Annotated in this window: 18 protein-coding genes and 1 pseudogene; 15 read left to right on the top strand and 4 right to left on the bottom strand. The window is 64.6% G+C overall.

Going from position 1 to position 20,439, the window contains the following annotated elements:
- Window positions 1-306, bottom strand: a pseudogene (locus tag ABD767_RS07785) (transposase); the annotation flags it as partial.
- Window positions 307-358: 52 nt separating this feature from the next.
- Here ABD767_RS07785 and ABD767_RS07780 point away from each other — a divergent pair.
- From ABD767_RS07780 to ABD767_RS07755, 6 genes are all read left to right on the top strand, one after another.
- Window positions 359-820, top strand: a complete 462-nt coding sequence (locus ABD767_RS07780; RefSeq protein ID WP_344869103.1) for a hypothetical protein — start codon at window positions 359-361, stop codon at window positions 818-820.
- Between the two features lie 20 nt (window positions 821-840).
- The gene (locus tag ABD767_RS07775) at window positions 841-1,521 is read left to right on the top strand and encodes a M48 family metallopeptidase (RefSeq protein WP_344869101.1); all 681 of its coding nucleotides are present in this window, start codon (window positions 841-843) and stop codon (window positions 1,519-1,521) included.
- Window positions 1,522-2,270: 749 nt separating this feature from the next.
- Window positions 2,271-3,215, top strand: a complete 945-nt coding sequence (gene cysM, locus ABD767_RS07770; protein WP_344869099.1) for a cysteine synthase CysM — start codon at window positions 2,271-2,273, stop codon at window positions 3,213-3,215.
- 48 nt (window positions 3,216-3,263) lie between these two features.
- Entirely contained in the window at window positions 3,264-3,821 is a 558-nt protein-coding gene (locus ABD767_RS07765; protein WP_103043756.1) for an NUDIX domain-containing protein, read from the top strand.
- Between the two features lie 2 nt (window positions 3,822-3,823).
- The gene (locus ABD767_RS07760) at window positions 3,824-4,051 is read left to right on the top strand and encodes a sulfurtransferase TusA family protein (protein WP_103043755.1); all 228 of its coding nucleotides are present in this window, start codon (window positions 3,824-3,826) and stop codon (window positions 4,049-4,051) included.
- 143 nt (window positions 4,052-4,194) lie between these two features.
- A complete protein-coding gene (locus ABD767_RS07755; protein WP_103043766.1) occupies window positions 4,195-5,340 on the top strand; it encodes a mechanosensitive ion channel domain-containing protein in 1,146 nt (381 codons plus the stop codon).
- A gap of 6 nt (window positions 5,341-5,346) precedes the next feature.
- Here ABD767_RS07755 and galU read toward each other — a convergent pair whose 3' ends face one another.
- The 3 genes from galU to ABD767_RS07740 all read right to left on the bottom strand — a co-directional run bounded on the left by galU (window position 5,347) and on the right by ABD767_RS07740 (window position 10,287).
- The gene (gene galU / locus ABD767_RS07750; RefSeq protein WP_103043754.1) at window positions 5,347-6,231 is read right to left on the bottom strand and encodes a UTP--glucose-1-phosphate uridylyltransferase GalU; all 885 of its coding nucleotides are present in this window, start codon (window positions 6,229-6,231) and stop codon (window positions 5,347-5,349) included.
- 129 nt (window positions 6,232-6,360) lie between these two features.
- The gene (locus ABD767_RS07745) at window positions 6,361-9,231 is read right to left on the bottom strand and encodes a valine--tRNA ligase (protein WP_103043765.1); all 2,871 of its coding nucleotides are present in this window, start codon (window positions 9,229-9,231) and stop codon (window positions 6,361-6,363) included.
- Between the two features lie 288 nt (window positions 9,232-9,519).
- Window positions 9,520-10,287, bottom strand: coding sequence for a FadR/GntR family transcriptional regulator (locus tag ABD767_RS07740; RefSeq protein WP_344869094.1), 768 nt, complete (start codon window positions 10,285-10,287; stop codon window positions 9,520-9,522).
- Between the two features lie 257 nt (window positions 10,288-10,544).
- Here ABD767_RS07740 and ABD767_RS07735 point away from each other — a divergent pair, with 257 nt between their 5' ends.
- The 9 genes from ABD767_RS07735 to ABD767_RS07695 all read left to right on the top strand — a co-directional run bounded on the left by ABD767_RS07735 (window position 10,545) and on the right by ABD767_RS07695 (window position 20,437).
- Window positions 10,545-11,789 carry an ABC transporter substrate-binding protein gene (locus ABD767_RS07735; protein ID WP_103043753.1) on the top strand — a complete coding sequence of 415 codons (1,245 nt, stop codon included), beginning with the start codon at window positions 10,545-10,547 and terminating at the stop codon, window positions 11,787-11,789.
- A 128-nt stretch (window positions 11,790-11,917) separates the two neighbouring features.
- On the top strand, window positions 11,918-12,859 hold the full coding sequence (locus tag ABD767_RS07730) for an ABC transporter permease subunit (protein ID WP_103043752.1): 942 nt from the start codon (window positions 11,918-11,920) through the stop codon (window positions 12,857-12,859).
- 22 nt (window positions 12,860-12,881) lie between these two features.
- Window positions 12,882-14,171, top strand: coding sequence for an ABC transporter permease subunit (locus tag ABD767_RS07725; protein WP_103043751.1), 1,290 nt, complete (start codon window positions 12,882-12,884; stop codon window positions 14,169-14,171).
- 5 nt (window positions 14,172-14,176) lie between these two features.
- A complete protein-coding gene (locus ABD767_RS07720; RefSeq protein ID WP_103043750.1) occupies window positions 14,177-14,929 on the top strand; it encodes an ATP-binding cassette domain-containing protein in 753 nt (250 codons plus the stop codon).
- Entirely contained in the window at window positions 14,926-15,648 is a 723-nt protein-coding gene (locus ABD767_RS07715) for an ABC transporter ATP-binding protein (protein WP_344869091.1), read from the top strand. Before ABD767_RS07720 ends, ABD767_RS07715 begins: the two co-directional genes overlap by 4 nt.
- On the top strand, window positions 15,645-16,475 hold the full coding sequence (locus tag ABD767_RS07710) for a glucose 1-dehydrogenase (protein WP_103043749.1): 831 nt from the start codon (window positions 15,645-15,647) through the stop codon (window positions 16,473-16,475). Before ABD767_RS07715 ends, ABD767_RS07710 begins: the two co-directional genes overlap by 4 nt.
- 32 nt (window positions 16,476-16,507) lie before the next feature.
- Entirely contained in the window at window positions 16,508-18,697 is a 2,190-nt protein-coding gene (locus ABD767_RS07705) for a thiamine pyrophosphate-dependent enzyme (protein ID WP_103043748.1), read from the top strand.
- 17 nt (window positions 18,698-18,714) lie between these two features.
- Entirely contained in the window at window positions 18,715-19,200 is a 486-nt protein-coding gene (locus ABD767_RS07700) for a VOC family protein (RefSeq protein ID WP_103043747.1), read from the top strand.
- 1 nt (window position 19,201) lies between these two features.
- Window positions 19,202-20,437 carry a pyruvate dehydrogenase complex dihydrolipoamide acetyltransferase gene (locus tag ABD767_RS07695; protein ID WP_103043746.1) on the top strand — a complete coding sequence of 412 codons (1,236 nt, stop codon included), beginning with the start codon at window positions 19,202-19,204 and terminating at the stop codon, window positions 20,435-20,437.
- The last annotated feature ends 2 nt before the right edge of the window (window positions 20,438-20,439 follow it).

Below are 20,439 nucleotides of genomic sequence, written 5' to 3'. Positions count from 1 at the left end.
GTCGAGCTCCGCCTGCGCAAAAAACGCGCTGGCCGTCTTCAGGATGTCATTGGCCCGGCGCAGCTCTTTGACCTCACGTTCCAGTTCCTTGATGCGCTGGGCATCCGAACTGGTGGTGCCGGCACGCTGGCCGCTGTCGACCTCGGCCTTCTTGACCCATTCGTGGAGGGTCTGCGGCACACAGCCAATCTTGGGGGCAATCGATTCAATGGCTGCCCACAGCGATGGGTAGTCGGCTCGATGCTCCTGCACCATGCGCACGGCGCGCTCGCGGACCTCGGGTGAGAACTTGTTTGACTTGGTCATAGCTCCATCTTCTCAAGTGTTGGAGCCTCCTCAAAACCCGGGGCGGTTCACCGTGCATCTTGACGAAGACCCTGGGTTTTATGGCCCGCTGTCCGAAAAGCTCGAAGCGGTCATTAAGAAGTACAAAGACAACTGGGACGAGCAAGCCAAGCAGCTCAGCCTGCTCGTGGATGAGGCCAAGACCAAAAAGCCGACCGCCGAAGACGAGGTTACCGCGAAAGCATCGCCCTTTTACCGCGCGCTTGTCGTGAAGGTTCCTGATGGAACCAAGCTGACTGCGGCGGAAACTGCCAACCTCAAGTCCCTCTGCAACGACTTGGTGCCACTTTTCCTCGAAGAGCTCCAGGCGCCTGGTTTCTGGAACAACCCGGTAAAAGTGAGTGGGTTACAAGGTGAGGTGACCAACCGACTCCTGTACACCGGTGTCGATATCGCGCTCTCCAACGCAGAACCCTGGGCGCGAGACCTCGTCATGCTAGCCAAAGCACGCACCAACGACCTGCTGGCCCCGTAAGACGGCGGACAATCGGGGCCATGCAGGAAACGCCGATTTCTTTCACTGTTGAGCGCTCGAACCGCAAAACCATCGGGCTCTATGTTGAGCGAGATGGCTCTGTGCTTGTTCGAGCCCCCCTGACGGAAGCACTTGAGCGCATCAAGGCCGTGGTTGACGCTAAGCGGAAGTGGATTTATAGAGCACAGGCCCGATGGGCTGCCCTGAACCCCCTGCAACCTGGTCGTGAGTTCGTTTCCGGGGAAACGGTATATCTGCTAGGGCAGCCTCATCGCTTGGATTTTCGAGCGGAGGCGGGTCGAGGGGTGCAAAAAGAGGGGGACCTTCTTGTGATGCGAAGTGCCGATAGGGCACAGGCCGAGGAACTGCTTAAAAGCTACTTCCGGACGGAGGGCTTGAAAAAGCTTCCCGAGCTTGTTCAGCAGCATGCCCGGAGCATGGGTCTTTCGCCTGGAACGGTGCGGGTCCAAGAACTTGGACTCCGCTGGGGCTCTTGCTCAGACAAGGGAAACCTGAATTTCAACTGGAAAGCCATGGCAGCCCCAGTGGAGGTACTCCGCTATTTGGTAGTCCACGAACTCGCTCACCTGCGCCACAAAAATCACTCTCCCCAATTCTGGCGGGCGGTAGCGGCTGAAATGCCGGACTGGGCCAGACATGCCGAATGGCTTACTGCCCACGGAGCCGAGATGGTTCTGTAGGTCGTCCGCTCAGTATCAAGGGCAGGCGCCTAATTTTCTTTCTGCAGTCCCAAAAAACATCATAAGTTGTTGTTTTTATTGGTTTTTGGTCATCTGCGTATTAACACCCGCCAAGAACGAAAAAGCCACCCCTGCGTGAACAGGGGTGGCTTCCGAATTGGTGCCCGAGGCCGGAATCGAACCGGCACGCCTTGCGGCGGGGGATTTTCTTCCCACTTCGGCTTTCGCCGCCGCCGTCTCCGAAGAAACGGCGTTCGTGGGCTGGAGCACGCCTTCACCATAGCCTTTCGGCCGTAGGTGCCCGCCGTCTGCTCTCTACACCTTCCGAGGAACCTTTCGGCTCCAGGGCTTGGCTCGGTATTAGCTCGGACTTGCGTCCAGGGCCTTCGCCGAGTTTGACGGGCTTCACCTCTGGGGTTTCCCCCGGAGGGCTCAAATTTGGTCTGAGTCCCCTGCGTCTACCAATTTCACCACTCGGGCATGACGCACGATGCTACTTCAACTACCTACTCCTCACTGGGAGCCAGCTTGCATCGTCCTGGCTCCTAGTTGGCTCCTGGCTCGAAATGCGGGCATCCCGATCAAGAAGCGATTTATCACTCAATCCCTTGTCCCATGCAGCTTGGCAGGCAGTGGCCTCAAACAAGACCTACGTAGAAGTCCCTATTTTTGAGTCCCCTGCGTCTACCTATTTCACCACCCGGGCCAGGCCATTCGTGAAGCCGCAAATTATGGCACAGTACAGCCGTATGAAAGCCCAATCGAGTGACCCGGCGGCGCTGTCGCAACCCATTTCCTATCCGACGATCGACGCCACGATTGGCCGCACGCCACTGGTGCGGCTGCAGCGCATGGGGGCGCAGGAGCATACGCGGCACGGCAACGTCGTTTTGTGCAAGCTCGAAGGCAGCAACCCGGCGGGGTCGGTCAAGGACAGGGCGGCGCTGTCGATGATTGAGCGCGCGCACGAGCGCGGCGAGATCAAGCCGGGCGACACGTTGATCGAGGCCACCTCGGGCAATACCGGCATTGCGCTGGCCATGGTCGCGGCCATCAAGGGCTATCGCATGGTGTTGATCATGCCCGAGGATCTGTCGATCGAGCGCGCCCAGACCATGCGCGCCTATGGTGCAGAGTTGATCCTGACGCCCAAGAGCGGCGGCATGGAGTACGCGCGCGACCTGGCCGAGCAGATGGTGGCCCAGGGAAAGGGCGTGGTGCTCGAGCAGTTCGCCAATGCCGACAATCCGCGCATCCACTACGAGACCACAGGCCCCGAGATCTGGGAGCAGACCGGCGGGCGCATCACCCACTTCGTCAGCGCGATGGGAACGACCGGCACCATCACTGGCGTGGCGCGCTATCTGCGCGAGAAAAATCCCGCGGTGCGCATCATTGGCGCTCAGCCGGCGCCTGGCGCGCGCATTCCCGGCATCCGCAAGTGGCCCGAGGAGTACCAGCCCAAGATCTACGAGCCAGAGCTGGTCGACGAGCTGGTGTTGGTGGGCCAGGACGACGCCGAGGACATGGCGCGGTGCATGGCCAGCGAAGAAGGGATTTTTGCCGGTATCTCCTCGGCCGGCGCCTGCTGGGTGGCGCAGCAGGTTGCGCAGCGCGAAGAGCATGCGACCATCGTCTTCGTGGTCTGCGACCGCGGCGATCGCTACCTGTCGACCGGCGTCTTTCCCGCCTGAGCCGCGCCGCAAAGGCGCCGCACCTTTTTTAAACAACACGCATCCCCCATGCATTACCAGACGCGTTTCTGTCCCCATTGCGCCACGGCGCTGGCTCCCATCGTGCAACTGGAGGATGGCGGCGAGAAAGAGCGCTTGCGCTGCCCGTCCTGCGGCTGGACGCACTGGAACAACCCGACGCCGGTGCTCGCCGCCATCGTCGAGGTCGACGGCAAGGTGCTGCTGGCACGCAACGCGCTGTGGCCGCAGAAAATGTTCGCGCTGATCACCGGCTTCATGGAGGCGGGCGAGTCGCCCCAGGAAGGCATTGCGCGCGAACTCAAGGAAGAGACCAACCTGGATGCGCAGTCGGTCGCGCTGGTCGGAGCCTACGAATTCCTGCGCATGAACCAGGTAATCATTGCCTACCACGTGGTCGCCACCGGCGAGGTGCGACTGTCGCCCGAGCTGGTCGACTGGCGCCTGTACGACCTGCACGAGCTCAAGTGCTGGCCGGCGGGCACCGGCTACGCGCTGGCCGACTGGCTGCGCACGCGCGGACACGAGCCGGTATTCTTCACCGCCGAGGAAAACGAAGAGCGCAGGCGCGGCCTGCCCAAGGACTGAGCATGGACGTGGACAAGGAAGTCGATGCGCGTGGATTGAACTGCCCGCTGCCCATCCTGCGCGCCAAGAAGGCGCTGGCCGACATGCAAAGCGGCCAGCTGTTGAAGGTGGTGTGCACCGACAAGGGATCGCTGCGCGACTTTCAGGCCTTCACCAAGCAAACGGGGCACGCGTTGGTCGAACAGCAGACCGTGGGCGAGGAGCTCATTCACATCCTGCGTCGGCGTTGATGGTTCTGCTCCAGGCAGCAGGGCCTGCACAGGCGCGACCGAGAAACTGAGGAGCGTGCGTGGGAGTCGTGTTGGCGTTTTTGGAGAACCTGCAGCCCTGGGCCAAGGTCGGCGTGGAGTTGCTGGCCCTGGCGCTGGTTGCCATGGCATCGGGCGTGCTGGCACGGGTGCTGCTGCTGCACGCGGTGCGCGGGTGGCGGCTGGGGTTGCCCAAGGGGTGGGCGCAAGTCCTGCTGCATGACCCGGTGCTGGTGCACCTGGCCAAGGCAACCCCCTCGGTGGTGGTGCAACTGGGACTGCGTTGGGTGGAGTACCTGCCGCTTGGCCTGTCGACGGCGCTGCACAACCTGGCGGTATCGTTCACGATTTACCACTTGGTGCGTGCCGTCTGCGCCTTGCTTCAGGAGCTCAACGCCTTTCACGAGCGCGGCGAGGGCCGTGCGGATGCACGCGACCTGTCCATCAAGAGCTATGTGCAGCTGGGCAAGCTGCTGGCGTGGGTAGTGGGGTTGCTGCTGATCGCTGCGACGCTGATGGATCGCTCGCCGGTGCTGCTGCTGTCGGGCCTGGGCGCCATGTCGGCGGTGCTGATGCTGGTGTTCAAGGACACGATTCTGTCCTTCGTCGCCGGCGTGCAGTTGGCGTCCAACGACATGCTGCGCGTGGGCGACTGGATCGAGATGCCCAAGGAGGGAGCCAATGGAGCAGTCGTGGATATCACGCTCAACATCGTCAAGGTGCAGAACTGGGACAAGACCATCTCCACGATTCCGACCTGGAAGCTGATGAGCGAGAGCTTCAAGAACTGGCGCGGCATGTTCGACGCAGGCGGGCGGCGCATTCTGCGCGCGCTGCACATCGACGCGACGACGGTGCGCCCGCTGACCGACGCGCAGCGCACCAGCCTGGCCGGGCAGGCGCTGTTGCAGGACTTCTGGCAGCAGCAGGCGCAGCAGCCGCAGGGTGCGCTGCTGGCCGGCGAGATGAGCAATCTGGCGGTGTTCAGCGCCTACACGCTGGCCTATCTGCGGGCCCACCCGGGCATTGCCAAGGGGCCTGGTATGCACCTGTTGGTGCGCATGCTGGAGCCCACGGCCATGGGCATTCCGCTGCAGCTGTACTGCTATACCGCCAGCACCGTCTGGGTGGAGCACGAGGCGATGCAAAGCGCGGTCTTCGACCACCTGATCACGGTGATGCCTGAGTTCGGGTTGGCGGTGTACCAGCGCTCGTCGGACTACGGCAGCCGGTTGCTCGGGCCGGTGCTGTCCATGCGGGACGGCACGTAGGTTTTTTTACAGCGCCAGCGTCTGCAGATAGGCGCGAAACGCCCCGCCCACCTGCGGGTGCTGCAGCGCAAGCTCCACGCTCGCCTCCAGAAAGCCTTCCTTGCTGCCGCAGTCGTAGCGCTTGCCGCTGTACTGGAAGGCGTAGACGGCCTCGTGTGTCATCAGGCGGGCAATGGCGTCGGTGAGCTGGATCTCTCCGCCCACGCCGCGCGGCTGGTTGCGGATCTCCTGGAAGATACGCGGCGTCAGCACATAGCGGCCGGCCACGCCCATGCGCGACGGTGCGACCTCGGGAGCAGGCTTTTCGACGATTTCATCGACGCGCAGCAGCGGACCGCCTGCCGCCTCGCCCCGGACGATGCCGTAGCGCTTGGTGTGCTCCGCAGGCACCTCCTGCACCGCCAGCAGCGAGCGGCCCTGTTTCTCAAATGCGGCGGTCATCTGTGCCATCACGCCGGGGCCGCCGTTCTCGCCCACCATCAGGTCGTCGGCCAGCAGCACCGCAAAGGGCTCATTGCCCACCAGCGGCTCGGCGCACAGCACCGCGTGGCCCAGCCCCAGGCTACGCGGCTGGCGCACGAACAGGCAGTTCATGTCGTCAGGGCTGACGCTGCGCACCAGCTCCAGCATTTCCTTCTTGCCCGCGGCCTCCAGCTCGCTTTCCAGCTCGTAGGAGGTGTCGAAATGATCCTCGATGGCGCGCTTGCTGCGGCCGGTGACGAAGACCATGTCGCGGATGCCAGCCTCATACGCCTCTTCGACGGCGTACTGGATCAGGGGTTTATCCACGACGGGCAGCATCTCCTTGGGCGACGCCTTGGTGGCAGGCAGAAAGCGGGTGCCCAGGCCTGCAACGGGGAAGACGGCCTTGCGAACGCGGGTGGTTGTCATGCGGATTCCTCTCTTTGGGTGTCTTTACTCCCTCCCCCTGTGGGAGAGGGGTGGGGTGGGGGGCAGCGGCGGCGGTGCAGACAGCCCCCATCCCGGCCTTTCCCCAGAGGGGGAAAGGAGTTGAGCCATTCAGCCCAGGCGGGTCAGCTGTTCCTGGATGCGGGCCAGCGTCGCGCCAAAGTCGGCCACGCGTTTTTTCTCCTGCTCGATCACGGCCGGCGGCGCCTTGGCGACGAAGGCCTGGTTGCCAAGCTTGGCGTTGGCCTTGGCGATTTCGCCTTGTAGACGAGTGGCCTCCTTGGCCAGGCGGGCCTTCTCGGCCGCCACGTCGATCTCGACGAACAGCGCCAGGCGCATGTCGCCGACCACGCTGACCGGGGCGTTCTGCGCTTCTTTCGCCCAGGCGCCGGCGTCGTCGAACACCTTGACCTCGCTGAGTTTGGCCAGGTTTTGCAGAACGGCGGCGTTGGCGCGCAGGAAGGCGGCTTCTTCTGTCGTGTCGGCAACCGCCAGCAGCGGCAGGCGCTGCGCGGGCGAGACGCCCATCTCGCCGCGCAGCTGGCGGCAGGCGTCGACCATGTGCTTGAGCCGCTCGACGTAGGCGATGGACGCCTCGTCGATCTTCTGCGGCTGCGCCTGGGGGTAGGGGGCGATGGCGATGGACGCGCCTTCGATGCGCGCCACGGGCGCGACCACCTGCCACAGCGCTTCGGTCACAAACGGGATGATGGGGTGGGCCAGGCGCAGGATGGCTTCGAGCACGCGGATCAGTGTGCGCCGCGTGGCGCGCTGCTGGGCGGCGCTGCCGGCCTGGATCTGCACCTTGGCGATCTCCAGGTACCAGTCGCAGAACTCGTTCCAGACGAAGTCGTAGAGGGTGTTGGCGACGTTGTCCAGGCGGTATTCGGCAAAGCCCTGGGCCACTTGCGCCTCCACCTTTTGCAGCTGCGAGACGATCCAGCGGTCGGGCTGGCTGAAGTGCAGATAGGCCTCGCTGCAGCTGCCATCGCCGTCAAAGCCGCAGTCAAAGCCCTCGCAGTTCATCAGCACGAAGCGGCTGGCGTTCCACAGCTTGTTGCAGAAGTTGCGGTAACCCTCGCAGCGCTTGCTGTCGAAGTTGATGGAGCGCCCCAGGCTGGCGAGCGCGGCAAAGGTAAAGCGCAGCGCGTCGGCGCCGTAGGCCGGAATGCCGTCGGGGAATTCCTTTTGCGTGTTCTTGCGCACGGTGGGCGCGGTCTCGGGGCGGCGCAGGCCCTGGGTGCGCTTGTCCAGCAGTGATTCGAGCTCGATGCCGTCGATCAGATCCACCGGGTCGAGCACGTTGCCTTCCGATTTGCTCATCTTCTTGCCGTGCGCGTCGAGCACCAAGCCGTGGATGTAGACATGCTTGAACGGCACGCGGCCCGTGAAGTGCGTGCTCATCATGATCATCCGGGCGACCCAGAAAAAGATGATGTCATAGCCCGTGACCAGCACGCTGCTGGGCAGGTAGAGGTTGTAATCATCGGTGGCGCTGTCGCCCTGCTGCGGCCAGCCCATGGTGGAAAACGGCACCAGCGCGCTGGAATACCAGGTGTCGAGCACGTCTTCGTCGCGCTTGAGCGTTTTGCCCGGGGCCTGCGCTTGGGCCTCTTGCTCGCTCTTGGCCACATACACCTTGCCGTCCTCGTCGTACCAGGCCGGAATCTGGTGGCCCCACCACAGTTGGCGGCTGATGCACCAGTCCTGGATGTTGTTCATCCACTGGTTGTAGGTGTTGACCCAGTTCTCGGGTACGAAGCTCACCTGGCCGCTGGCCACGGCGTCAATCGCCTTTTGCGCAATCGATTTGCCCGTGGCGTCGCCCACGCCCACCTTGTTCATGGCGACGAACCACTGGTCGGTCAGCATGGGCTCAATCACCTGGCCGGTGCGGGTGCAGATGGGCACCATCAGCTTGTGTTTCTTGGTCTCGACCAGCAGGCCCAGGGCGTCGAGGTCGGCGACCACGGCCTTGCGCGCGGCAAAGCGATCCAGGCCGCGGTATTTCTCGGGCGCGTTGTCGTTGATGGTGGCGGTGAGCGTCAGCACGCAAATCATCGGCAGGCCGTGGCGCTGACCGACCGCATAGTCGTTCTGGTCGTGCGCCGGCGTGACCTTGACCACGCCGGTGCCGAATTCCTTGTCGACGTATTCGTCGGCAATCACCGGGATCTCACGCTCGCACAGCGGCAGCTTGACCATCTTGCCGATCAGGTGCGCGTAGCGCTCATCCTCGGGGTGCACCATCACCGCCACGTCGCCCAGCATGGTCTCGGGGCGGGTGGTGGCCACCACCAGTTGGCCGGCTCCATCGGCCAGCGGGTAGGCGATATGCCACAGCGAACCGTCTTTTTCCTCGTTCTCCACTTCGAGGTCGGACACGGCCGACTGCAGCACCGGATCCCAGTTCACCAGGCGCTTGCCGCGGTAGATCAGGCCCTGCTCGTACAGCGTGACGAAGGTTTCCGTCACCACCTTGGACAGCTTGTCGTCCATGGTGAAGTACTCGCGGCTCCAGTCCACGGTGTCGCCCAGGCGGCGCATCTGCGTGGTGATGGTGTTGCCCGACTGCTCCTTCCACTCCCACACCTTGGCGACGAAGTTCTTGCGCCCCAGGTCGTGGCGGCTCGTGCCTTCGCTTTGCAGTTGGCGCTCGACGACGATCTGCGTCGCGATGCCGGCGTGGTCGGTGCCGGGGATCCACGCCGTGTTGCAGCCCTTCATGCGGTGGTAGCGCGTCAGGCTGTCCATGATGGTCTGGTTGAACGCGTGGCCCATGTGCAGCGTGCCGGTCACGTTGGGCGGCGGCAGCTGGATGGCGAACGACGGCGCTGCTGCATCGGGTTGGCCCGTGCCGCGCACGCCGGCGCGGCCGTAGCCGCGGCGCTCCCACTCGGGGCCCCAGTGGGCTTCGAGCTGGGCGGGTTCAAAGGATTTGGACAGGGACTGCAGGCCGGGTTGTTCTGGGGTGTCGCTCATGGTGCGCAGGGAAATGAAAAACGGCATCCCGCGGGATGCCGCTTGAATGGCAGTAAATCGGAAGATGCGGGCATTTTATTCCCCGTGCTGGGCTTTGCTCGGATCGGTGGGCGAAAGAGCAGCTTCTCAGAGGGTGGGAGGAAATTACCCGTGCCTGAAAGGCGCGCCAAAACGCTGCCAATCGAGACGCAAAACGCAGCCATAGCTCGAGCTATGGCGAGTATTTGCAACGAAGAGTGGTGGTGTTTTGGCGTGCAAAGCGGGCATGGGGGATTGCCTCCCACCCTCTCAGCTCTTGAGGTACATGTCCAGGCGCTTGGCGGCATTTTCGAGATGCGCGTAGGCGGCGCGCTCCGCCGCCTTGGGGCTTCCTTCTTTGATGGCGTCGTAGATGGCCTGGTGCTCCTGTTGCACGGCTTCCACCGAAGTCGTGTGCCGGTCGCGCGTGTTGGTGCGAGCCTGGCGAATGACACGGCGCGCGCCTTGCTCCAGATGCGAGCTCAGGGCAATGAAGTGCGGGTTGTGCGTGGCCTCGACGATGGCCTGGTGGAAGGCGAAGTCCTGTTCGTCGCCCAGGCGGTCGTTGGCGATTTCGTATTCCATGCCGATCAGCGCGCGCCGGATCATTTTCAGATCCTGCTCGGTGCGGCGCATGGCGGCCAGGCGGGTGGCCGCGACTTCGACGGTCACGATCAGCTCCATCACCAGCGCCAGGCTGTCGCGTTCGTCGATAGCCACGTCCTGCATGCGAAAGGACTGACGCTGATCGCGTTCGAGCACGTAGGCACCGCTGCCGCGGCGCGTTTCAACGATGCCGTCGGATTTGAGCTGCGACAGCGCCTCGCGGACAACGGAACGGCTGACCCCATGCTGCTCGCACAACTCGCGCTCGCTCGGTAGGCGATCGCCTGGTTGCAGCTCGCCGCGTTGCACCCGGGCGTTGATGCTGGCGGCGATTTCGTCGGGCAGGAGGCGCCTGTCTACCTGCGATAGAGGGGAAGCGGTCATTTGCGCGGCAGCCATGAGGTCTGTGGACATAAAGCGATAGTGAACCAATGCGAAAGTTGTCAGACATGCTAATCCAAATCATGAAATTGGTCTGGAGCCACTCGACTCCGTGGATTCCAGGCAAGCCAACCGGTCAAACATCAGTCGGTGTTTACCCTTGATTGGATGTTATTTGCTTGCTCTCATGCTGTCCGACTACTAAACTAAGTTGTCAGGCCAGTATGCAATTCATGTCAGACATCATTGGATGAATTACTCGCTCTTGTTCACTGGAGTCCCTTTACCGCTACATCCTTGGAGACCTTATGTTCGTACCTTTTCGCGCAAAACACATTGCCCTGGCTGCCCTGGTCGCGGTGACTGCGGGCGCCCAGGCGGCGCCGCTGAAAATTGGGCTGGTGGAGACTCTCTCGGGCTCGCAGGCATCGACCGGCCTGATGTTCAAGACGGCCACGCGTTACGTCATCGATCAGATCAACGCCGATGGCGGCTGGGACGGTGAGCCAGTGCAGTTGGTCGAATATGACAACCAGGGCGGGCCCGCCGGCGCGTCCGACAAGGTCAAGGCGGCGCTGGCCGACGGCGTGCAACTCATCATCCAGGGTTCATCGTCGGCCGTGAGCGGCCAGATCACCGAAGACGTGCGCAAGTTCAATCTGCGCAATCCGGGCAAGGAGGTGGTGTTTCTCAATGTGGGCGGCGAGGCGCTGGAGCTGACCGGTGACCGTTGCCACTTCCATCATTTCCGCTTCAACCCCAACGCCCAGGTGCGTGTCAAGGCGTTGGTCGGGGCCATGAAGCTCGACCATGGTCTGGGTACCAAGGTGTATTCGATCAACCAGAATTACTCCTGGGGCCACGACATGGAGGCGGCCATCGTCGCCAATGCCGAGGTGGGTGGCTACAAGGTCGTCGAGAAGACGCTGCACGACACCAACCGGATCCAGGACTTTGCCCCTTATGTCAACAAAATCATCGCATCGCAGGCCGACACGGTGCTCACGGGCAATTGGTCCAACGACTTGCTTTTGCTGATGAAGGCGTCCAAGGCGGCGGGCTTGAATGCGCGTTTCGGCACAACTTTTCTTGACCAGCCCGGCAATATCGCCAATGCGGGCGACGTAGCGCTGGGGAACTATGTCGTCCATCCCTTCAATGCCGACGCCAATGGCGCGCAAAGCGAGCAGTTTGCCGAGGACTACAAGTCCAAGACCGGCCACTACCCGGTGTACGTGGAAGGGCAGACGGTGTTTGGCCTGCAGATGGTCGCATCGGTTTTGAAGAACGTGAAGGCCGAGGGCGGCAAGCTCAACACCAATACCTTTGCCAAGACGCTGGAGAAGGCGAAGTTCAACTCGCCCCTGGGCGAGTCGCAAATGCGCGCGGACGATCACCAGATTTTGTTGCCCATCGTGGTTTCCAAGGTCGCCAAGGACGCCAGGTACAAGGCGGACAACACCGACATGGGTTTCAAGACCATCAAGCTCTTCACGGCTGAGGAAGCAGCGGTGCCGCCCCAGGCCAGCTGCAAGATGAAACGCCCCTCCTGAGCGATCTGCCAAGCCCTGGCCTCCCGTGAGGGAGGCGGGCGAGGCGCCTTCCTATCTTTCACTTCTGTACATGCCTGCCGCTACCAGGCGCGGCCGCTGCATGCGCGTTTGCTTACGGGAACACCATCATGGAGAACCTGATCGTTTCACTGCTCAACGGCGTCATCTATGGATTGCTGCTGTTCATGGTCTCGGCCGGCCTGACGCTCATCTTTGGAATGATGGGCGTGCTCAATTTCGCGCACGCGTCGTTCTACATGCTGGGCGCATATTTTGCCTATGCCTTGCAGGACAGCCTCGGCTTCTGGGGCGCGCTGGTCGCTTCCCCCATCCTGGTCGGCGTGGTTGGCGTGGTGGTCGAAAAGTATTTCTTGCGTCGCGTGCACCACTACGGGCACGCCCATGAACTGCTGCTCACCTTTGGCCTGTCTTTCATCATTGCCGAGCTCGTCAAGCTGTTTTTCGGCAATTTCCCTGTCGACTACCGGATTCCAGCGAGCCTGGACTTCTCGCTCTTTCGCCTGGGCGCTTCCAACTATCCGGCCTATCGCATCCTGATGGGGACGGTGGCCATCGTCATGTTCGTGCTGGTGTACCTGCTGCTGACGCGCACCCGCGTGGGCATCGTCGTGCGCTCTGCCATCTACAAGCCGCGCATGGCCGAGGCGCTGGGCCACAACGTGCCGGTGGTCTTCATGGGTGTGTTCGGCGTGGGCGCGGCGCTCGCAGGCCTGGCTGGCGCCGTGGCCGGTGCGTTCTACACCACCAACCCGAACATGGCGCTGGAGCTGGGCGTAATGGTCTTCGTCGTCGTCGTTGTCGGCGGCCTGGGCTCTATGGGTGGCGCCATGCTGGCGTCGCTGCTCATCGGTGTCATCACCTCGCTCGCCGTCGGCGTGGACTACAGCCTGGCCGACGCGCTGGCCTGGGTGGGGGCGGGCGACTGGGCCGAGCGGGTGGGCGGACTGCTCACGCTCAAGCTGTCCAGCATTGCCGCGACGATTCCTTTTGCCCTGATGTTGCTTGTCCTCATGGTGCGCCCCTCGGGCCTCATGGGCGACAAAAACTGAGCACCAAGCAGGAGTTCTCATCATGAAATCAAGTACCTGGATCGCGTTGGCAGTGGGCGTGGCGCTGTTGCTGGCGCTGCCGGCACTGACCACGCCAGCGCTTCTCAACGCATCCATCCAAATGCTGATCGCGGCGCTTTTCGCCTGCGCCTTCAACGTGCTGTGCGGGCAGGGCGGCATGCTGTCCTTCGGCCATGCGGCCTACTTCGGTGTCGGCACCTTTGCCACGGTGCATGCCATGAACGCCTTCAACGGCGCGGGTCTGCTGCCCACGCCGCTGATGCCACTGGCGGGCGCCGTCGTGGGACTGCTCGTCGGTATCTTTGCCGGCTGGTTCGCCACCAAGCGCACCGGCGCTTACTTCGCCATGATCACCTTGGCGCTGGCCGAGCTGCTGTATGCGCTGGCCCCCCACCTCAAGGATGTGTTCGGCGGCGAGGCAGGCATCTCCACCATGCGCATGCCGGCCTGGGGCTTCACTTTCGGCTCTTCCATCGAGGTGTATTACCTGACTCTGGCCTGGGTGCTGCTGTCGCTCGCTTTGCTGTACCTGTTCACCCTCACTCCCGTGGGGCGCCTGACGCTGGGCCTGCGCGAGAACACGCAGCGACTGCGCTTTCTCGGTTACGAGGTGCACCGCCTGAACGTCACGGTGTTCGCCATCTCTGCCATGTTCGCCGGCGTCGCCGGAGGCCTGCAGGCGCTCAATACCGAGTCGGCCAACTATGTGCTGCTTGAAGGCCATATCTCGGCGGCGGTGGTGCTCAACAGCTACATCGGAGGCGTCTCGGTATTTCTGGGGCCAGCCCTGGGTGCATCGCTCATGACCTTCTTTGGCTACGCCGTGTCCGACCTGACGCGTGCGTGGCTGCTGTACCAGGGCATTTTGTTCGTGCTGGTGATGATGTTCATGCCGACGGGGTTGACGGGATTTTTCGGCTTGCTGGCAAGCACCCGCAGAGCCCACGGTTTCGCACGCCTGCTGCCCTTGCTGTTGCTGGGTGCGATTGCTGCCACGCTGCTGACGGCGGCAACGGTGTTCACGGTCGAACTGCTGCAGCGCTTTTTCTCCCAGGACTACCGCTCGCTGGTGGCGCTGCAGCCGGATGCCGGCTGGACGGCGATTGCGCTGTTCGGGCGTGACTGGCTGCCGACGGCGGTGGCGACCTGGGCCGTTCCCCTCGTGCTGTGCGGTGTTGGTGCGGCGTTGGTGGTTGCAACACGGCGCATGTGGGCGGCTTTGCTCGAGCGTGCCGAGGCGCAGCGCGCGGATGCCAGTGCGATGGCCGGCGCGCAAGGAGGTGTGCTGTGAATGCAATGCAACCCATTCTGACCCTGACCGATGTGCACAAGGCCTTCGGCGAGACGCAGATCATCCGCGGCGTGGACCTGGAGCTGCGCGCCGGCGAGCGCCATGCCTTGATCGGCCCCAACGGCGCGGGCAAGTCCACGGTGTTCCACCTGATCTCGGGCCACTACGTGCCGACCAGCGGGCGCATCCACTTCGACGGCCACGACATCCAGGGCGCAAGCCCGCAGCGCATCAATCGCCTGGGACTGGCGCGCTCGTTTCAGATCACCAACATCTTCCCCAAGCTGTCGGTATACGAGAACCTGCGCCTGGCCGTGATGCGCCGCCATGGCGTGCAGAACACGCTGTGGCGCTTCATCGGCAGCTACCCCAAGGTGCGCGAGGAGACCGAGCGTTTGCTGGAGCAGGTGCGCCTGGCCGCGCGGCGTGACGCGATTGCCGGAGAGCTGTCGTACTCCGAGCAGCGCTCGATGGAAATCGCCATGGCGCTGGCCTCCGACCCCCAGGTCATCCTGCTGGACGAGCCCATGGCCGGCATGTCGCACGAGGAGACCGATTATGCGGTCGAGCTCATCAAGCAGGTGACCCAGGGCCGCTCGCTGCTCATCGTGGAGCACGACATGGACGTGGTGTTCTCGCTGTGCGACCGCATCAGCGTGCTGGTCTATGGCCAGGTGATCGCCACCGGCACGCCCGACGAGATCCGCAACAACCAAAAGGTCAAGGAAGCCTATCTGGGCGAGGAGGTGGCGGCATGAGCATCAACACACAAGCCTTGCTGCAGCTCAAGGGTGTGCATGCCCACTATGGCAAGAGCCACATCCTGCACGGGGTGGACTTTCACGTCGCACCGGGTGAGGTGGTGAGCCTGCTGGGGCGCAACGGCTCTGGCCGTTCCACCACCATGAAGACCATCATGGGGCTGGTCGAGCCCTCGGATGGCCAGATCACGTTGCAGGGCAAAAAGATAGCCGGTGCGCGCTCGTTCGAGATCTGCCGCGCCGGCGTGGCCTTCGTGCCCGAGGAGCGCGAGGTGTTCCACAACCTCACCGTGGACGAGAACCTGCGCATGGGCGAGCAAAAAGCGCCCGCCGGGCGCACGCGCTGGAGCGTGGAGCAGATGTTCGACTACTTCCCGCGCCTCAAGGAGCGGCGCAACACCCGGGCCGGCAGCCTGTCGGGCGGCGAGCAGCAGATGCTGACCATGTGCCGCTCGCTGCTGGGCAATCCGCTGGTGATGCTGATCGACGAGCCCACCGAGGGCCTGGCGCCCAAGATCGTGCAGGTGGTGGGCGAGGTCATCAAGGACATCCACAGCAAGGGCGTGTCGGTGGTGCTGGTCGAGCAGAAGCTGGCCATCGCGCTCAAGGTCTCCAGCCGCGTGTGCGTGATGGGCCATGGCCGCATCGTGTTCGAAGGCACGCCGCAAGAGCTCACCTCCAACCCACAACTCATGACCGATTGGCTTGCCGTATGACGACTCCTACCCCTATCCCCCTTGGCTACCCCGGCGCCCAGCCCTTTGCCACGGCCAGCTATCCTGGCCTGGCGGGCAGGGTGGTGCTCAACACCGGCGCGGGCAGCGGCATAGGCCGCGCCATGGCCCATGCCTTCGCCCGCCACGGCGCACGCCTGATGTTGCTCGACATTGACCAGGCGGCGCTGGAGCAGACGTGCGCGCAGCTGCAGCAAGCCTTTCCCGGCGTCGAGGTGGACATCGTGCAGGCCTCGATCGCCGACGACGAGGCGGTGGAGCGCGCCTGCGCCGCGACCGAGGCGCGCTTCGGCCGCATCGACATCCTGCTGAACAACGCTGGCATCTCGATGAACAAGCCCTCGCTGGAGCTCACGCCCGCCGAATGGCGCCGTGCCATCGACATCGACCTGTCCGGCGTCTTTTACTGCGCGCAGGCCGCCGGCCGGCGCATGGCAAGCCAGGGCGGCGGCGTGATCCTGAGCACGGCCTCGATCTGGGGGCTGTCCAGCTCGGCCAATCGCCTGGCCTATTGCGCGGCCAAGGCCGGCGTGGTCTCGCTCACCAAATGCCTGGCAGCCGAATGGGCGCAGCACCGCATCCGCGTCAACGCCATCTGCCCCGGCTACACGCACACGGCCCTGATGGACGACCTGATGGCGCGCGGCGTCATCAATGGTGCCGAGCTGTGCGGCAAGACGCCCATGAACCGCCTCGGGCGCCCCGAGGAAATGGCCGAGGCCGCGCTGTACCTGGCCTCGGACGCCGCCGCCTTCATCACCGGCCATGCCCTCGTCTCCGACGGCGGCTGGCTGGCGCAAGGCTATTGAATCCGCTCACGCAAAACAGACAGGAACACGATATGACGATACGTACACCGCTGACCCCCGCAAGCGACTGGGTCGAGATTGCCACCACCGCCGAGGACTGGGCGCAGGCCGATCCCGTCCTCCTGGGCACGCTGCTGACGCACATGCATGTCATCCGCGGCTTCGAGGAATGCGTGTTGGACCTGGCGGGCGAGGGCCTGGTGCACGGCCCCGCGCACTCCAGTATTGGTCAGGAGGGTGGCGCGGCTGGCTCCATCGTCGGCCTGACCACGGCCGACCAGATCAACGGCTCGCATCGTGGCCATCACCAGTTCCTCTCCAAGGCGCTGGGCCATATTGCACCGCAGGGGCTCGATCCCAAGGCAGGGTTTAGCGGCGAGGTGCAGAACCTGCTGCAGCGCACGCTGGCCGAGATCCTGGGGCTGGATCAGGGCTTCTGCCATGGCCGCGGCGGCTCCATGCACCTGCAGTGGGTGGAGGCCGGCGCCCTGGGCACCAACGCCATCGTGGGTGGAGGCGTGCCGCTGGCGGCCGGCGCGGCCTGGGCGCATAGGCATGCGGGCACGGATGCCGTGGCCGTGACCTATTTTGGCGACGGCGCGGTCAACATTGGGTCGGTGCTGGAGACCATGAACCTGGCGGCCGCCTGGAAGCTGCCGCTGTGCTTCTTCATCGAAAACAACCGCTACGCCGTCTCTACCAAGGTGGAGGAGTCCACGGCCGAGACGCGCCTGTCGGCACGCGGCCTGGCCTTCAACATCCAAAGCTGGAAGGTTGACGGCATGGACCCGCTGGCCGTGCACCTGGCCATGCAGGAGGCCCTGGCGCACATGCGCGCGGGCAAGGGTCCGACGGTGATCGAGGCCGATGTCTACCGCTTCTTCCACCAGAACGGCCCCTTCCCCGGCAGCGCCTTTGGCTACCGCAGCAAGGATGAGGAGCAGCAGTGGCGTGCGCGCGACCCGATCGCGCTGCTCGAAGCCCGGATGCAGGAGCGCGGCCTGCTCACCGAGGACGATGCCCAGGCGCTGCGCCAGCGCATCAAGGACGCCATGGCCCAGGCCAGCGCTGAGCTGCTGGAGATGGATCCCACGGGCAAGCCGGGCAAGCGCCGCATCCGCCCCGAACTCTGGCCCAGCCCGGACTTCCGCGACGTGGGCGTGCGTGGCGACCTGAGCGAGCTGCAGGGCCTGCGCGCCGAGGAAGCCGGCAGCTTTGCCGGCAAGACCGAGCAGCGCAAGTTCGTGGACGTGGTGGCCGACGTGATGAACCGCCGCATGGAGACCGACGCCTCCATCGTCGTCATGGGCGAGGACGTGCACCGCCTCAAGGGTGGCACCAACGGCGCCACGCGGGGCCTGCGCGACCGCTTCCCGGATCGTGTGCTGGGCACCCCCATCAGCGAGAACGCCTTCGCCGGTCTGGGCGGGGGCCTCGCCATGGACGGGCGCTACAAGCCGGTGATCGAATTCATGTACCCCGACTTCATGTGGGTGGCGGCCGACCAGGTGTTCAACCAGATCGGCAAGGCGCGCCACATGTTCGGCGGCGGCTTCGAGGTGCCTCTGGTGCTGCGCACCAAGGTGGCCATGGGCACGGGCTATGGCTCGCAGCATTCCATGGACCCGGCCGGCATCTTCGCCACCGCACCGGGCTGGCGCATCGTGGCCGCGTCCACGCCGTTCGACTATGTGGGGCTGATGAACGCTGCGCTGGCCTGCAAGGATCCGGTGCTGGTGATCGAGCATGTGGATCTGTACAACAGCCAGGGCGCGGCGCCGGTGGAGGACCTGGACTACATCATTCCCGTAGGCAAGGCCGCGGTGCGCCGTGGCGGCCAGGCCGTCACGGTGCTGACCTATTTGTCCATGGTGCAGCACACGCTGGAGGCCGTGGAGCAGACCGGCATAGATGCCGAGGTGGTGGATCTGCGCTGGCTCGATCGTGCCAGCCTGGACTGGGACACCATCGAGGCCAGCATCCGAAAGACCAACAACGTGCTCATCGTGGAGCAGGGCGCGCGTGGCACATCGTATGGCGGCTGGCTGGCCGACGAGATCCAGCGCCGCTGCTTCGACTGGCTGGACCAGCCGGTGCAGCGCGTGACCGGCGCCGAGGCCTCGCCCAGCATCTCCAAGGTGCTGGAGCGCGCCGCCGCGGCGCGCACCGAGGAGGTCGTCGCCGGGCTGCGGCTGGTCATGCGTGAGCAGGGCCGCGCCTGAGGGCAGGGGAGTACAGCATGAGCATGAACATGATGGCCCCCCTGGAAGTGGGCCTGGGCGTGCGGGATCTGCCGCGCATGCGGGCGTTTTATGAAAACGCGCTGGGTTGCCGCTTTGTCAGCGAGGTCTTCGTGCCCGCCGACAAGGCGCGCCAGGCGGCGCTGGCCGATGGCGGCTACACCGTGGTGCGCCTGCAGACCAGCCATGGCGAGCGCATCAAGCTGCTGGCCCCGGTGGATTCCGCGCCGGCTGCCCAGCAAGTGGGCCCCATCCTGGCCCAACCCAATGCCAGCTACCTGACGTTCATCGTCGAGGACATCAACGCCGCCATGGCGCGGCTGCGGGCCGAGGGGGTGGAGTTTTTGACCGGCCCCGAGCGCGTCGAGGTGCGCCCCGGCACCTACCTGGCGTTTTGCCGCGACCCCGAGGGCCATGTGCTGGAGCTCGTGCAGTACGCCGACATCGCCAGCTACCGCAATGATTTGAAGAACAGGAGCGTTTGACATGGCTACCTTGCTGCGCATGCCCGAAGTGGCAGCCAATTCCACTCATGCCACCTTGTCCGCCTGGACGCGGCAGGAGGGCGACACCGTGGCCGCGGGCGACTGCCTGGCCGAGATCGAAACCGACAAGGCCGTGGTCGAGTTCAACGCCGAAGCCGCCGGCGTGCTGGGGCGCCTGCTGGTGCAGGCGGGCCAGGAGGTCGAGGTGGGCGCGCCCATCGCCGTGCTGCTGGCCCAGGGGGAGACGGTTGCGGATGTGGACGCATTGCTGCAGGCCGCCGGCGCCGCAGCGCCTACGGCCGCACCGACCCAGCAGCAGTCCGCGGCACCCGCGCCTGCCGCCGTGACTGCCCCCGTGACCGCGGCCTCAAGCGATGCAGGCCAGCGCCTGCGCGCCAGCCCGCTGGCGCGGCGCCTGGCGGCGCAGCGCGGCATAGCGCTGGCGGGCCTGGCCGGCAGTGGCCCGAATGGCCGCATCGTGAAGATCGACATCGAGCGCGCAGCCAGCCAGCCTGCGGCCGCGGCCGCAGTGTCTGCGCCTGCGCCCGCCAGCGGCGCCGGCTATACCGAGGTGCCGCACAGCACTATGCGCCGCACCATCGCCCGGCGCCTGGCCGAGAGCAAGTCCACCATCCCGCATTTCTACCTCTCGGTCGATTGCCGCATGGAGCGCCTGCTGGCGCTGCGCGCCGAGATCAATGCCGGCGCGAGCCGCAAGATCTCGGTCAACGACTTCATCGTGCGCGCGGTGGCCGTGGCGCTGCGCGAGGTGCCGCAGGCCAACGTGGGCTGGACCGACGCAGCCATGCGCCAGTACCAGCAGGCCGACATCGCCGTGGCCGTGTCCACCGACGCCGGCCTGATCACCCCCATCGTGCGCGCGGCCGACGGCAAGACGCTGTCGCAGATCAGCGCCGAGATCGCCGACCTGGCCGCGCGCGCCCGTGCCGGCCAGCTGCGCCCCGACGAATACCAGGGCGGCAGCATGAGCGTGAGCAACCTGGGCATGTACGGCGTGGGCGAGTTCGCCGCCATCATCAACCCGCCGCAGGCCGCCATCCTGGCTGTGGGCGCGTCGCGGCAGCAGCCCGTGGTGGAGGGCGGGGAGCTCAAGGTGGGCACGGTGATGCGCTGCACGCTGTCGGTGGACCACCGCGCCATCGATGGCGCGCTGGCAGCGCAGTGGCTGGCGGCGTTCCAGCGCGCCATCGAGTCGCCGCTGTCCATGCTGGTCTGAGG

The sequence above is a fragment of the Comamonas faecalis genome, from assembly GCF_039538025.1.
Taxonomy (GTDB): Bacteria; Pseudomonadota; Gammaproteobacteria; order Burkholderiales; family Burkholderiaceae_C; genus Comamonas_C; species Comamonas_C faecalis.
The sequence above is the reverse complement of the archived record's forward strand: the minus strand, read 5'-3'. Positions and strand labels throughout refer to the sequence as shown.